Below are 13393 nucleotides of genomic sequence, written 5' to 3'. Positions count from 1 at the left end.
TTCTGCTGCTGGCCATCGATCTGTCCGAACGGCTGCTGTTCGGCGAGGGCTATTTCTCGGGGCTCGCCTGGCATCCGTTCTGGATCGTGATCCTGCTGGCCGCCGTGCAGCACGGGCTGCTTGTCGGCCTGTCGATCGTCGGTCTGGCGACGATGATGATGGACTGGCCGACCCGCCCGGTGGGTGTCGATATCACCGAACATTACGGCGATATCGCCAGCGTTCCCGCGCAATGGCTGGTCGTCGCGCTGCTGATCGGCCTTTACCGTCAAGGCCAGCTGAACCGCGAACGGGCGATGGCGCGCGAATGCGACCGCCTGCGCGAGGTGAATCTTGTGCTGGCCGGGGAAATCCACCGGCTGGACGCCTTTGTCGCCCGCGCCGAACTGGCCGCAGTCACGCGCGCGCCCGGTGCCGGTCAGCCCCTGGGCCAGATCAGCGGACCTGCGGACCGGGGCGACGCGATCCCCGATCTGCTGCCCCCCGCACCCGATGCGCAGCCCCCGGCCCCTGATGCGCCCGGCACCATTCTGGCGCTGGTGGCCGAGGGTGGTGGCGACCGCGAACCGCGCGATGCGGGTGGCACCGACCCCGCCCCCGGCGACAAGCGCCTGCCCGAGGATCGCGCCGTCCTGACCCGTCCCGGTCGTGCCGTTCATGGCTGACAGGACGGCTGCACGGCCCCTGACGCTTGGTTCTGGTCCCGCCATTCTGGCCGGGCTGGTGGCGCTTGGCGATATCGTCCTGATCATGGGCTGGGTGGCGCAGGATCTGTCGGCACTGGCTGTGCTGGCCTGTCATCTGGCAGGGGTGGCGGCCTTTGGCGGCGCCGCGCGGCTGATCTGTCGCGACGATCCCGCCTTTGTCGCCGTGCGGTTGGTCATTCTGGTGATGTTCGGCCCGTTCGGCGGACCGGTCCTGTTGATCCTGGCTCCGACCACCGCCGCCTCGGCCCTGGACCGGCCTCTGCGCCAGCCCCGCCCGCGCCAGACCGCGCCCCGCGACGCCGCCGATGCGATCTACGACCAGATCCGGCAGGGCCGCCGCCACCCGCTGCCGCCCGGACAGGCGCCGGGCCTTCTGGACCGCCTGAGCCATGGCACCCTGTCCCAGCAGCAAGAGGCGATTGCCGCGATCTCGCGCAGCTATCATCCCGACATGCGGCCCGCGCTGATGGCGGCGCTGGCCTCGCCCGTGCCAGCGCTGAGGGTGCAGGCGGCCGCGGTCTTTGCCCGGCTGCGTGGCAGCTATGGCGAAGAAGCCAAGGCGCTGCTGGCCCGCGCCGGAACGGCAGGAGCCGCCGATCCGACGCAGCTGCGCGCCGTCGCGGGCTCGGGCTTTGTCGATACGGACACCTGCGCGCGCTTGCTGGCTCTGGCGCAGCGGCTTGACGACGACCGGGCCGCCATCCCGCCGGCGCAGGCGCCCCAGCCCTTTCGCCCGGCCCTGCTGCAGGCCCCGCGCCTGCGCCGCTATGCCTGCGGAGGCGTCGGATGACCGCCCAGTTCCAGCCCAAGTCCCAGCCCCTGCACGCCCCGGTCCTCGATTCGGCCACCGATCCGGTCGATGTCTGTCTGGTGGTCGAGGGGTGCTATCCTTTCGTGGCAGGCGGGGTGTCGTCCTGGCTGGACTGGCTGATCCGCACGCAGCCCGATACCCGCTTTGCGGTCGTGGCCATCGTCGCCGATGAACGCCCGCGCCAGATGCGCTATGACCTGCCCGCCAATGTGACGACCTTTCAGGTGCTGCCCCTGGCGCCACGGACCCGCAAGCCGGGGCTGCGCCATCCGCAGATCGACGGGGCGCAGCTGGCCGATCTGATGTACCGCGTGCTGCATCTGGGAGAGGCTGCGGCCTTCGACGCGCTGACCGCCCTGCTGGTCAGACCCGTGCGGCGCCAGCCCTTCGGCTTTGTCCGCGCCGCCGAGCCGCCCAATTACAGTGACCTGACATCTTCGCCCGCCGCATGGCAGGCGCTGACCGAATGTTACGCCCGCATCGCGCCTCAGGCGTCGTTCAGCGATTTCTTTTGGGCATGGCGCAATCTGGCGGGCAGTCTGCTGGCCATCGCCACGGCGCCGGTGCCGCCCGCGCGGACCTATCATGCGATCTCGACCGGCTATGCGGGGCTTTATGCGGTGCGCGCGGCGCGAGCGCAGGGGCGCACGGCGGCGATCACCGAACATGGCATCTATACCAATGAACGGCGCATCGATCTGGTCATGGCGGACTGGATCGCCGACACGATCGACAGCGGGCTGTCGGGGGGCGATGCGCGCAGCGATGTGCGGCGGTTCTGGATCGACACGTTCGAATCCTTTGCCCGCATCGCCTATGATGGCTGTCTGCGGGTCACCACGCTTTATGGCGCGAACCAGTCGTTCCAGCGCGCTTTGGGCGTCCCCGAGGCCAAGATGCGCGTCATCCCCAACGGCATCGCGCTGCAGAAATTCGCGGCCATCACCCCGCAGACGGCAGGCCGCCGCCCCACGGTGGCGCTGATCGGGCGCGTCGTGCCGATCAAGGATATCGAGGCCTATATCGCCGCCGCGGCCCTCGTCCGCCGCGCGATCCCCGATGTGCGGGTGCTGATCATCGGCCCGACCGACGAAGACCCCGATTATCACGCCCTCTGCCAGCGCCGGGTGGCAGAACTGGGACTGCAGGATACCATCAGTTTTACCGGCAAGGTCGATATCATGGATTATCTGCCCGTCATCGACGTTCTGGTCCTGACCAGCATCAGCGAGGCGCAGCCCCTTGTCCTGCTGGAGGCGGGGGCGGCGGGCATCCCCTGCGTCGCCACCGATGTCGGATCATGCCGCGAGATCATCGAGGGCGCCCCCGATGAACATCCCCGCCTTGGCCTTGCCGGGCGCGTCGCGGCGCCGATGGACGCCGATGCCATCGGCGCGGCGATCGTCGAGCTGATGGCCGATCCGGCCCTGCGCGCGGCCTGTGGGGCGGTGCTGCGCCGCCGGGTGCAGACCTATTTCACCTCCGAGATTTCGGCGGGCCGCTATGCCGATCTTTACCGCGAGCTGGTGGCCTGATGTCCGGCACGGCCCGCCGAGGCGATCAGCTGACGGCCATCGCCCGCGAGGCGCGATGGGTCATGACGGACCCGCTCTTGGCTTCGGTCACCCGGCTTGGGGCGGCGGTCATCGTGGCGGCGGGGCCGTGGCTGGTCTCGGTCATCGCGCTGGCGCTGATTTCGGTGACGATGACGCCGGTGATGGGTTTTGCGGCGGTCGAGGATCTGCGCCTGACGGTCGTCTATGCGTTCTGCATCGCGCCGCTGGCCGCCGGTCCCATCGGCGCCATCGCCGCCCGCCGCGTCTCGGCCGCGATCGAGGCGGGCCAGACCGGCAGCGTGGCGGAACTGTTCCTGTCCGCCGCAGCCCTGTCCTCGGCCGTGGCGCAGGTCATCGCGGTGCTGGCCTGTCTGGCCCTTGGGATCGGCCCGACGGGCGTGGCCATCGGGTTCGTCTTTCTGACCGGCACGGCAGCGCTTTTATGGACCAGTTTTGCGGTGCTGGCCGCCGTGCGCGCCTTCGGGTTCCTGATCGCGGCCTTTACCGGCGGCATGGCCTTGTCGGTCGCCTGCGCCATGGCCGCCGCAACCCGGGGCCCCACGACCGAGATCCTGATCTGGTGCTTTGCCGTCGGGCTGGCCTTTTGCGTGGCCCTGTCGGTGCGCCATGTCCAAAGGCTGTTTGCCTGCCGCTGGCTGACCTTGGGCGCGACCTTTCTGGATCTGCTGCAGCATCTGCGCGGCAATGCGGTGCTGTGCGGGGGCGTGCTGTTTGCGATCTGCGGGGTGTGGATCGACAAATGGGTGTTCTGGTTCGGCCCCGACGGCGTCCGATCGGCTGCGGGCTATCTGCATGCCAGCGGTTATGACAGCGTGATGTTTCTGGCCCATCTGTCGGTGATTCCCAGCTTTGCCGCGCTGCTGATCTTTCACCACGGCGATCTGATCGCCGCCATCGACCGCGTCCATGCCGCGTTGGCGGCCCGCGCCACCCATGCCCTGCTGCGCGAAGCCGTGCAGGATCTGGTCCGCGTCGCCTGGTCGGGGGTCTTCACCATCGTCATTGTCCAATCGGCGGTGACCATCGGGCTGGTGCTGATGTCGCCCGTGCTGGAACGGTCGCTGGATTTCAGCTTCGATCAGTTCCTGATGCTGCGGATCGGGTTCATCGGCTGCTTTTTCCATGCGGTGATGTTTCTCAGCTGCGCGATGCTGCTGGTGGCCAACCGGACGCGGCATTTCGCGCTGATCCAAGGGGCGTTCCTGCTGCTGAACCTGACGCTCAGCGTGGCGCTGTATCTGGCGGTGGGCGTGTCCGCCTATGCCTTCTTCATCAGCGCGCTGGCGGCGGGGGCGGTGGCGCTTTACGCGGCCTATCGCGCGCTGCTGGATTACGACTATCACCTGTTTCTGGGCGAGAACGATTCACTCTACCAGAAATGATTCGCAACCTGCCCATAACGTCAGCAATTATTTGGGTGCGCAAATCCTAAGGTTGATTTCAATAAAGACGCTTGCAATTCTGACAAGATAAACCGTGCCGTTTATTCTGTTATGTCTGCACGTTATTATTATTATTTGCCATAAGCCAAACTAAATGGTGCATTTTTTGGCGACATCACCCCCCTAAAGTCTTAATATTATCGTGATCGGACGCCAAGCCTGACGATGCGCAAGCCTGATCGCTTTTTGACAGTAACCGCTTTATCGGGGGCCCATATCCATGAACTCCTATACGCTATTTCTCTGTGATCCGAACGAGCTGCGCGCAGCAGCCTTCGCCGCCTTTCTGGGACCGTGGGCCGAACGGTCCCAGGTCGATCTGCACATCGCCACCGACCCGGACCAGCTGGCGGATCTGCCCGATCCGGCAATGACGGCCTGTGTCTTTCCGGTCGGCGGGATGTCGCTGAACCACCCCTGCGTCGCACGAACGCTGTCCCGGCTGCGGGGAATTTCGCCCGGCAGCCCGCTGATCGTGTTCTCCGATGTCGCCGACAATGCCGAGATCACCGCCGCCATCGATGCCGGGCTGCAGGGTTTCATCCCGACCACGATGCCCGCCAGCGTCGCGATCGCGGCCATTCAGTTCATCATCAATGGCGGCACCTATCACCCGCATTCGCTGGCCGCATCGCCCGTGCCACGGGTCGTGGGGGCGACCTCGCGCATCCGCCATCTGGACGATCACCGCGCCCCGGCCCCCGAGCCGGTGCGGCTGGCGCCGGTCGATGCGGGTCGTGCACGATGGGGCGAACGCGACCGGACCCCAGTCCCGGCAAGCCCCCTGGCCCAACGCTGCGACGCGCTGACCAAGCGGCGCCATATCGAGGTGCTGGAGTTTCTGGCCAAGGGCGAGACCAACAAGGAGATCGCCCGCCACCTGAACCTGACCGAGGCGACAATCAAGGTCTATGTCCGAGAGCTGATGAAACATTTCAGCGCCAAGAACCGGATGCAGGTCGCGCTGCGGGCCTCGGCCTTCGTCCAGACCGAGACCGCCATGCTGCCGCCGGATGCCGGGCAACCCGCGCCGTCGGCCAGAATGGCGCTGGCCAAGGCCTGAGGACGGGACCACCGCGCAACGCGGCCCGCAGCACCCGATCATCGGACGGACGGGGTCGCCGCCGCCTGTCTGACCACAGGCTGCGGCGGCCCGAGCCATGGCTCAGCCCCCGAAACGCGGTTCGGGCACGCCCGTCACGCCCAGCCCGGTGATCGCGAACAGGCTGCCGCGCAGCACGCCGTCGCCGGGAAACCGCGGCAAGGGCGGCTTGGCCATCGAGGTCACATAGAGGACATCCATATCCGGCCCGCCGAACTGGACCGAGGTGACCTTCTTGACCGGCATCTGGATCTCGCGGTCCAGCGAGCCGTCGGGGGCAAAGCGGCACAGCCGCCCGTCATAGACCAGCGCCATCCAGTAAAACCCCTCGCCGTCGACCGTCGCCCCATCGGCGGCCCCGCCATTGGCGGTATCGACCTTGGCGAAACAGCGCCGGTTCGCCAGCGATCCCGTCGCGATGTCGTAATCATAGGCCCAGACCTCGCCGCTCCAGGTGTCGGTAAAATAGAAGGTCTTGTCGTCGGGGCTGAAACAAGGGCCGTTCGAACAGATGATGCCCTGTTCGACCCTCGTCACGCTCAGATCCGGATCGACGCGGTAAAGCGATCCCTTGGGCCCCTCCTCCATCATGTCCATCGAACCGGCAAAGAACCGTCCCGCCCGGTCGCATTTGCCGTCATTCAGCCGCGTGCTGGCCAGATCGGGTTCGGGATCATGCAGCAGTTCGCATTCGCCCGAGGCGAAATCCAGCAGCCAGAACCCCTTGTCCAGCGACACGATCGCGCCCCGCCCGTCCTTGCGCAGCGCCATCGACCCGATCTTGCCCGGCACGTCCCATGCCCGCAGATCGGTGCCGTCGGGCGCACAGCGGAACACCCGGCCATCCATCGAATCGATGAAATACAGCCGTTGCTGATCCACGTCCCAGACCGGGCCCTCGCCCAGGGTCGTCTTGACGTCCAGCAGAATGTCGATCTTCATGGCAAATCCTTTGTTCAGGTCGGAAATTGGCGGATCATGGCGGGCTGGCGGTTCGTTTGCGTCCCCCCGGGCGTCAGCTTTTGGAATCGCGCAGGGCGATGACGGCGGCCAGAATGACCAGACCGAAGAACACCGCGCGGAAGGCCGTGGGCAGGGCGGTTCCGGCCAGCAGCATCTGCAGCGCCGTCAGCAGCAGCGCGCCGCCCAGCATGCCCGCGAAATGCCCGCGCCCGCCGGTGATCAGCGCACCGCCCACCACCACCACCGCGATCGAGGGCAGCAGGTAATCGTCGCCCATCCCCAGGCTGGCCTGCCCCGAGAACCCGGCCAGCAGGATGCCGACCAGCGCCGCGCACAGCGCCGACAGGACATAGACCGACACGATCACCCGACCCGTGCGCACCCCCGACAGCCGTGCCGCGCGTTCGCTGTTGCCCACCGCATAGATCCGGCGACCAAAGGCGGTGCGGCCCAGCAGCAGGATCGCGCAGGTGACAAAGACGGCCATGAAGACGATCACCGGGGTGATCCCCGCAATCTTGCCGGTCATCAACCAGCGCAGCGCCGGAGGCGCAAAGCCCGAGGGCGTGCCCCCCGACCAGATCAGCGCGATGCCCTGCAGGATGCCGTTCATCGCCAGCGTCACCACGATGGGCGACAGCCCAAGCGCCACGACGCCCAGCCCGTTCAGCAGCCCCACCGCCACGGCAACGGCCATGACCAGCGGCACCGCCGTCCACAGGCCGACATCCTGACCGCCGACCAGTCCGGTCAGCAACACGCCCGACAGCGCGATGCCCCATGGCACGGACAGATCCAGACCTCCGGTCAGGATCACCGCCCCCTGCCCCAAGGCCAGCACCACCAGAAACGAGGACAAGACCATCAGCGAATCCCAATAGCGCAGATTGCCGAACACATTGCCCAGCACGATCTGGGTCACGATCAGCACCACGATCAGGCAGCCATAGGCGGGCAGCGCATAGCGCAGATTATGCCCATGGCGCTGGCGAACGCTCAGCTCCGGCGCGGTCTCGGCGGGGCTGGTGAAGGCCAGCCTGCGATCATTGGCCGGTCGCTGGCTGGCCAGCCGTCCGGCCGCCCGTGCCCGGACCGAGGCCGCGACATCGCGGATGCGCCGCGACAGCACGCTGCCCGACGACATGGACCCGGCCAGCACGGCGGCCAGCAGCACGCCGCTTTCCGCGATGGTCGCGTAATAGGCCGACACGTTCAGTGACAGCAGCAGATTGACGACGATCATCAGCACATAGGCGCCGATGATCGTTCCCACGATGCCGCCCTTGCCGCCGCCAAGCCGGTTGCCGCCGATGACCACGGCGGCAAAGGTCGGCAGCAGCAGCGAATTGCCCACCAACGGATCGCCTGATCCGGTCTGCGCGCTGACGAAGACGCCCGCCAGCCCATACATCCCGCCCGCCATGACATAGGTCAGAAACACCGTCATGCGGCTGCGCAGGCCGGTGGCGCGCGCGGCCTCGGGGTCGCTGCCCACGGCATAGAGGGTGATGCCAAGGGCCGTGCGCTTGAACCACATCCACAAGACCACCAGAACCACCAGCAGCAGCACCGGCGCGGGCAGCAGGCCGGGGATCGCATCGCCCAGATAGACCGCCGCCAGCGACGGCGCGACGAACCCGCCCGGCGTGGCCATCACCAGCAGGGTGATGCCCTGCACGATGAACATCACCGCCAGCGTCACGACGATGGGCTGCAACCGCATCACCGCGACGAAGAACCCGTTCACCGCGCCGACACAGGCGCCGATGCCGATGCCGATCACGGTCCACAGGATCACGGATGCCTCCATGTCGGCGGGGTCCATCTGCGTGGCCAGCACGGCATTGACCAGCGACACGACCGCCCCCGCCGACAGATCGAAGCCGCCCGACAGGATGACCAGCGTCTGCCCCGCCGCCGCGATGGCCGTGGTCGCCCCGCCGCTGGCCAGAAACGACATGTCGAAATAACTGAGCGGATAAGGGCTGAGCCCGGCATTCAGCCACAAAAGCCCCAGAAAGACCAAAGCCGCGACGATGACCGACTGGCTGCGCCGGGCCGATCGCAAGCCGCGCGCGACCGGGCCTTGCGCGGCGCGGGGGGGTGCGTTCTTCTGCGGGGCGGGATTGCGTTTGGCCGGGCCGGCAAGGCGCGTCGACGTGTCGGTCATGCGGACATCTCCTGTGCGGCGCGCAAGGCCAGCGGATCGGTGCCGCCAAGCGTTTCCTTCATGATGGCGCTTTCGGTCAGCGCGTCCCCCTCCAGCCAGCGCGACAGGCGGCCTTCGTACAAAACCCCCACCCGGTCGCACAAATGGACCAGTTCCGGGATCTCGGTCGAATGGAACAGCACCGCGCCGCCCGCTTCGGCATAGGCATGCAGCAGCGCATACAGCTGTTGCTTGGTGCCGACATCGATGCCGCGCGTCGGATCGAACAGCAACAGGATGCGGCTTTGCGCGACCAGCCATTTCGCGATGACGATCTTTTGCTGATTGCCCCCCGAAAAGGCGCCTACGGGCAGATAATGCGCCCGCGCATCGACCTCGACCGCCTGAAAGGCCCCGGCGGCGGCACGCGCGGCGGCGTCGCCATCCAGCAGCGGCCCGCGATGGAACCGCCCGATCACCGGCAGGGTCGCGTTCTGCGCACCGGGCAGTTTCAGAAACAGCCCTTCGGTCTTGCGTTCCTCGGGGACCAGCCCGATCGCGACCGAAGGATGCAGCGCATCGGCGGCGGATCGCAGATGCAGGGGGGTGCCGTCCAGTTCGATATGGCCCGCCGTCACGGGTTCCTCGCCGAACAGGGCCGGGAACAGGGCCTCTTGCCCCATGCCCTGCAGCCCGGCGATGCCCAGAATCTCGCCCTTGTACAGCGACAGGTTCAGACCGCGCAGCTTGCGTCCCGCCGACAGCTGCCGCGCGGCCAGCACCGGGGTTTCGCCCCGCCGGTCGCGCAGGGGGCGGCGGGGCGGAAAGGCGTTTTCGACCGACCGCCCGATGATCATCTCCACCACCTCGGCATCCGTGACCGAGGCGACGCTGGCCGAATGGATCGACCGCCCGTTGCGCAGGATCGTCAGCGTGTCGCAAAAGGCCCGCACCTCGGGCATGCGATGCGAGATGAACAGGACGGTAATCCCCTGCGCCTTCGCATCCTCGATGATCCGGCCCAGCCAGTCCACATCCCCGCCCGACAGGGCCGAGGTCGGCTCGTCCAGCAAAAGCACCCGGGGGCGGCGATAGAGGGCGCGGGCGATCTCGATCTTCTGGCGGGTGGCCAGGTTCAGATCGCGCGCCAGCGCGTCGGGATCGACCTGCAGATCCAGCGCGGCAAAATGGTGGGCCACCTCGCGCCGGACGCGGGCACGGTTCAGCATGCCAAAGGGCGTCAGCGGCGCCCGGGGCAGCAGCATATTGTCCAGAACCGTCAGGTCCGGCACCAGCGTCAGTTCCTGAAACGCGGTCTGCACGCCGCAGGCATGGGCATCGCGCGGACCGCGCAGGCTGACATCGCGGCCGTCGATGCGGATCGTGCCCGTATCCGGCTGGACCAACCCCGACAGCAGCTTCATCGTGGTCGATTTTCCCGCGCCGTTTTCACCCAAAAGGGCGTGGACCGTGCCGGGGGCCACCGAAAAGCTGACATCGGCATTGGCGCGGGTGGCGCCATAGGCCTTGGACAGGCCGATGACCTCGACTGCCGCAGCCGTTTCCATGCGATCGGACATGACGCCTCGCCATTGATAAGGGGGATCAGGCGTCCCCGACGGCCTGTGGCCGCCGGGGAAAGCGCTTAGTATTCCGGCTGCCCGACAAGGGCGGCGTTCAGCCCCAGCTGCGGCAGCTCTTCGGAAAAGATCGAGGCGAACCAGCCGGGATTCGACACAATGCCGGGCTGAAAGGCGTTGCATCCCGCCTTCTGTTCGTCCCAGCTGCCGGTCTCGCACAGCTGGACCATGTCGTTGGTGATCAGCGGCAAAGGCAGTTCGGTCAGCTTTTCGACCTGCCCGCCCTCGAGGATATCGACGGCCAGCTTCAGTGCCATCGCCCCCGAATAGGGCGGCGCGGCATAAGAGATGCGCGGCGCACCCATCGGGATATAGGGGCTTGCGGCACCCTCGACCTCGGTGCCCACGGGCAGCATCTGGATGCGCCCGCCGTTCGAGCCTTCGCCCGCGCAGGGCAGCAGATCCTCGGGCGCGATGCCCGCCTCGATCTGCATGGCATTGGCGGTATAGCAGCCGACCTGCATCCACAGCCCGTCGATCTCGGGCCAGTCGCGGGTGGCGATCAGCTTGTTCAGTTCGGTCCGCGCGACCGCCTGGCTCCACATGCCGACGGCCTGACCGACGACGTTGATGCCCTCGTGCGCGTCAAAGACCTCCATCGCGGCGGCGGTGCGCGCGGTATCGACCGAGGTGCCGGGCACGCCGGTGACGGCCAGAATGTCGCCTTCGCCGCCCAGCTGTTCGACCAGCCATTCGGCGGTCATGCGCCCCGCCTCGGCCTGATTGATGGTCACGTTATAGGCGCAGGGTTCGGTGATCTCGCCGTCATAGGCGATCACCACGACGCCCCGGTCGCAGGCGCTTTTCACGACGCTGTTCAGCGCCGTGGGCGAGATCGGATAGACCACGATCGCATCCGCGCCCGCCTGCACCATCGCATTGATCTGCTGGATCTGGCGCTGCGCATTGGGTCCGGCGACCTGCACCTGCAACTTGACCTTGTCGGCGTAATCGACGCTCAGCGCCAGGGCGTTGACCATATTGGCGGCCTCGGCCTGCCAGTCATTGCCGATATAGCTCATCGACAGATAGACGTCATAGGGCGCGTCCTGCGCCTGCGCCGCTCCGGCGATCAGGGCGGACGCACAGACGGCACCTTTCAAAATCCTGTTCAACACATATCCCTCCCAAGGCGTATCGGTCCCTGAAACTGCCATCTCTCCCAAAATGACGCTTCAAATTTATGATCCGATATCTTTGATCAAAAGTCAAAACCTGTTTTTGTCCCGCTGAAAGCCGTGTATTGCTGGGGAAACGAAGGAAACCGTCCATGCTGGAAAGCGTCACACCCCTGAAACGCGAAACCCTGCAGTCGCAGGTGCACCAGAAGCTGTGCGACCTGATTCTGCGCGGCGAACTGGCTCCGGGTGAATCGGTGACGGTGGCGCGGATCGCCAAGGCGCTTGATGTCAGTCCGATGCCGGTGCGAGAGGCGATTTCGCGGCTGATGGCACTTGGCGCGCTGACCGTTGTGTCGGGCCGGTCCATCGGGGTGCCGCTGATCACCGCCGGGGAAATGGCCGATCTGCGCCGCGTCCGGCTGGAGATCGAGGCGACGGCGGTCCGGTGGGCGGTCGAGCAGGCCGACCCGGCGTTTCTGCGCCGCCTGTCGGGCATGCTGACCACCATGGAGGAGATCGAGGCCGCCGGGCTGGTCCGCGAATTCATCCATGCCAATTACGTCTTCCACTTTGCCATTTACCGGCAGGCGGGGTCGCCCTTGCTGCTGGACATCATCTCGACCATCTGGCTGCGCATCAATCCGCAGTTCCACCTGCTGCACAAATCCGGGCATTCCCGGGTGTCGAACCTGCATCACCGCTCTCTGTTCGAGGCGATGGAACAGGGCGATGCCGATGCCGCCGTGGCCGCCTTGCGCGCCGATATCGAGGGCGCCTATCAGGTGATCTGCCAGACGCTCGGCCCCGAAGGGACGGGGCAGGAACGCACGCAGCGGGTCTGATTCACAAGGCCCGGCGCAGCGCATCCCCGGGAACCCCGCCTTACGATATCTTGTATTGCCCGCCATCCACGGGCAGCGCCTGACCGGTGATGAAGGACGCATCTTCGCTGGACAGAAAGGCCACCGCCCCGGCGATATCCGCGGGTTCGGCAAAGCGCTTGATCGCCTGCTGCTGCCATGTCTGGCGCTTGGCATCTTCCGGCATGTCTTGGGTCAGGCGGGTGTTGGTCAGCGCGGGCAGGACCGCGTTCACGGTGATGCCGCTGTCGGCCACATCATTGGCCAGCCCGCGCACGAAACCGATCACCCCCATCTTCGAGGCCATGTAATGGCTCATCCCGGGAATGGCGATGCCGATCGAGTTGGACGAGATATTGACGAACCGCCCCCAGCCCCGCCCCCGCATCTGCGGGACGAACTGCTTGGCGCTATGGAAATGCGCGTCCAGATTGATGGCAAAGGTCTTGCGCCACTGCTGGAATTCAAGATCGTCGATGCGGGTGTCGCGCCCGATCCCCGCATTGTTCACGACGATATCGACGCCGCCAAAACGCAGCTGGGCCAGTCGGTCGATGCGCGCCCAATCCTGCGGATCGGTGACATCGCCCGCCATGATCACGCTTTCCGCACCGATCATCTGCGCGGTCGCGGCGGGTTCCTCAAGGTCGAACAGCACCAGCCGCGCGCCCTGCGCCGCCAGCTTCAGCGCGATCGCCTGCCCGATGCCCCGGGCCGCCCCGGTGACCAGCGCGACGCGCCCTTGATGGCTGAGTGCGGGTTGGGTCATGCCAAGGCCTCCGGATCGGGGATGGGGCGCAAGGACCGCCGCGCAAGGGCCGGCCGGTCTGCGGGTCTTGGGTGATGATTGGCACGGGATGGCGGGGTCCGGCAGCCCGGAACGCCTGATGGAACCCATCGGGCGGGCCGATCAGTGCCGCCCTGTCGACCCTGCCCCGTCGACCCTGCCCCGTCAGCCCCTGGCGCGCAGCCAGTCGCGCAGCCAGCGGGCGGCATCAAAGCCCGCCGCATCTGGGGGGGC

The 13393-nt window shown here is 66.8% G+C and carries 11 protein-coding genes; 6 read left to right on the top strand and 5 right to left on the bottom strand.

All coding sequences use genetic code 11. The features are described from left to right. From EG885_RS22865 to EG885_RS19745, 5 genes are all read left to right on the top strand, one after another. A partial coding sequence (locus EG885_RS22865) for a hypothetical protein (protein WP_165571227.1) occupies positions 1-665 on the top strand: 665 nt, incomplete at its 5' end. Continuing rightward, positions 658-1497 carry a hypothetical protein gene (locus EG885_RS19760; RefSeq protein WP_131578067.1) on the top strand — a complete coding sequence of 280 codons (840 nt, stop codon included), beginning with the start codon at positions 658-660 and terminating at the stop codon, positions 1495-1497. The genes EG885_RS22865 and EG885_RS19760, both read left to right, overlap by 8 nt. After that, the gene (gene pelF, locus EG885_RS19755) at positions 1494-3053 is read left to right on the top strand and encodes a GT4 family glycosyltransferase PelF (RefSeq protein ID WP_131578066.1); all 1560 of its coding nucleotides are present in this window, start codon (positions 1494-1496) and stop codon (positions 3051-3053) included. Before EG885_RS19760 ends, pelF begins: the two co-directional genes overlap by 4 nt. Further along, complete coding sequence (gene pelG / locus EG885_RS19750) at positions 3053-4477, top strand: exopolysaccharide Pel transporter PelG (protein WP_131578065.1); 1425 nt, start codon at positions 3053-3055, stop codon at positions 4475-4477. Before pelF ends, pelG begins: the two co-directional genes overlap by 1 nt. 280 nt (positions 4478-4757) lie before the next feature. Continuing rightward, complete coding sequence (locus EG885_RS19745) at positions 4758-5600, top strand: helix-turn-helix transcriptional regulator (RefSeq protein WP_131578064.1); 843 nt, start codon at positions 4758-4760, stop codon at positions 5598-5600. A 102-nt stretch (positions 5601-5702) separates the two neighbouring features. Here EG885_RS19745 and EG885_RS19740 read toward each other — a convergent pair whose 3' ends face one another. The 4 genes from EG885_RS19740 to EG885_RS19725 form a co-directional block, all read right to left on the bottom strand. Then, positions 5703-6581 (bottom strand): SMP-30/gluconolactonase/LRE family protein, encoded by an 879-nt coding sequence (locus tag EG885_RS19740; protein ID WP_131578063.1) that lies wholly within the window; start codon positions 6579-6581, stop codon positions 5703-5705. A gap of 73 nt (positions 6582-6654) precedes the next feature. After that, entirely contained in the window at positions 6655-8772 is a 2118-nt protein-coding gene (locus EG885_RS19735; RefSeq protein WP_131578060.1) for an ABC transporter permease, read from the bottom strand. After that, complete coding sequence (locus EG885_RS19730) at positions 8769-10331, bottom strand: sugar ABC transporter ATP-binding protein (protein ID WP_165571226.1); 1563 nt, start codon at positions 10329-10331, stop codon at positions 8769-8771. The genes EG885_RS19735 and EG885_RS19730 overlap by 4 nt, the downstream gene beginning before the upstream one ends. Positions 10332-10396: 65 nt before the next feature. After that, positions 10397-11506, bottom strand: coding sequence for a sugar ABC transporter substrate-binding protein (locus EG885_RS19725; RefSeq protein WP_207392344.1), 1110 nt, complete (start codon positions 11504-11506; stop codon positions 10397-10399). Positions 11507-11661: 155 nt separating this feature from the next. Here EG885_RS19725 and EG885_RS19720 point away from each other — a divergent pair, with 155 nt between their 5' ends. Beyond that, positions 11662-12354, top strand: a complete 693-nt coding sequence (locus tag EG885_RS19720) for a GntR family transcriptional regulator (protein WP_131578056.1) — start codon at positions 11662-11664, stop codon at positions 12352-12354. Between the two features lie 40 nt (positions 12355-12394). Here EG885_RS19720 and EG885_RS19715 read toward each other — a convergent pair whose 3' ends face one another. After that, positions 12395-13141 carry an SDR family NAD(P)-dependent oxidoreductase gene (locus EG885_RS19715; protein WP_131578054.1) on the bottom strand — a complete coding sequence of 249 codons (747 nt, stop codon included), beginning with the start codon at positions 13139-13141 and terminating at the stop codon, positions 12395-12397. Between the last annotated feature and the right edge of the window lie 252 nt (positions 13142-13393).

Source organism: Paracoccus nototheniae, assembly GCF_004335005.1.
In the GTDB taxonomy this organism is placed as follows: domain Bacteria; phylum Pseudomonadota; class Alphaproteobacteria; order Rhodobacterales; family Rhodobacteraceae; genus Paracoccus; species Paracoccus nototheniae.
This window is presented reverse-complemented; position numbering and strand designations above follow the sequence as displayed.

What these genes read in the sequence shown, in the direction of transcription:
- EG885_RS19760 (WP_131578067.1), top strand. Translation starts at nt 658, where the DNA reads ATGGCTGACAGGACGGCTGCACGGCCCCTGACGCTTGGTTCTGGTCCC.
- pelF (WP_131578066.1), top strand. Translation starts at nt 1,494, where the DNA reads ATGACCGCCCAGTTCCAGCCCAAGTCCCAGCCCCTGCACGCCCCGGTC.
- pelG (WP_131578065.1), top strand. Translation starts at nt 3,053, where the DNA reads ATGTCCGGCACGGCCCGCCGAGGCGATCAGCTGACGGCCATCGCCCGC.
- EG885_RS19745 (WP_131578064.1), top strand. Translation starts at nt 4,758, where the DNA reads ATGAACTCCTATACGCTATTTCTCTGTGATCCGAACGAGCTGCGCGCA.
- EG885_RS19740 (WP_131578063.1), bottom strand. Translation starts at nt 6,581, where the DNA reads ATGAAGATCGACATTCTGCTGGACGTCAAGACGACCCTGGGCGAGGGC.
- EG885_RS19735 (WP_131578060.1), bottom strand. Translation starts at nt 8,772, where the DNA reads ATGACCGACACGTCGACGCGCCTTGCCGGCCCGGCCAAACGCAATCCC.
- EG885_RS19730 (WP_165571226.1), bottom strand. Translation starts at nt 10,331, where the DNA reads ATGTCCGATCGCATGGAAACGGCTGCGGCAGTCGAGGTCATCGGCCTG.
- EG885_RS19720 (WP_131578056.1), top strand. Translation starts at nt 11,662, where the DNA reads ATGCTGGAAAGCGTCACACCCCTGAAACGCGAAACCCTGCAGTCGCAG.
- EG885_RS19715 (WP_131578054.1), bottom strand. Translation starts at nt 13,141, where the DNA reads ATGACCCAACCCGCACTCAGCCATCAAGGGCGCGTCGCGCTGGTCACC.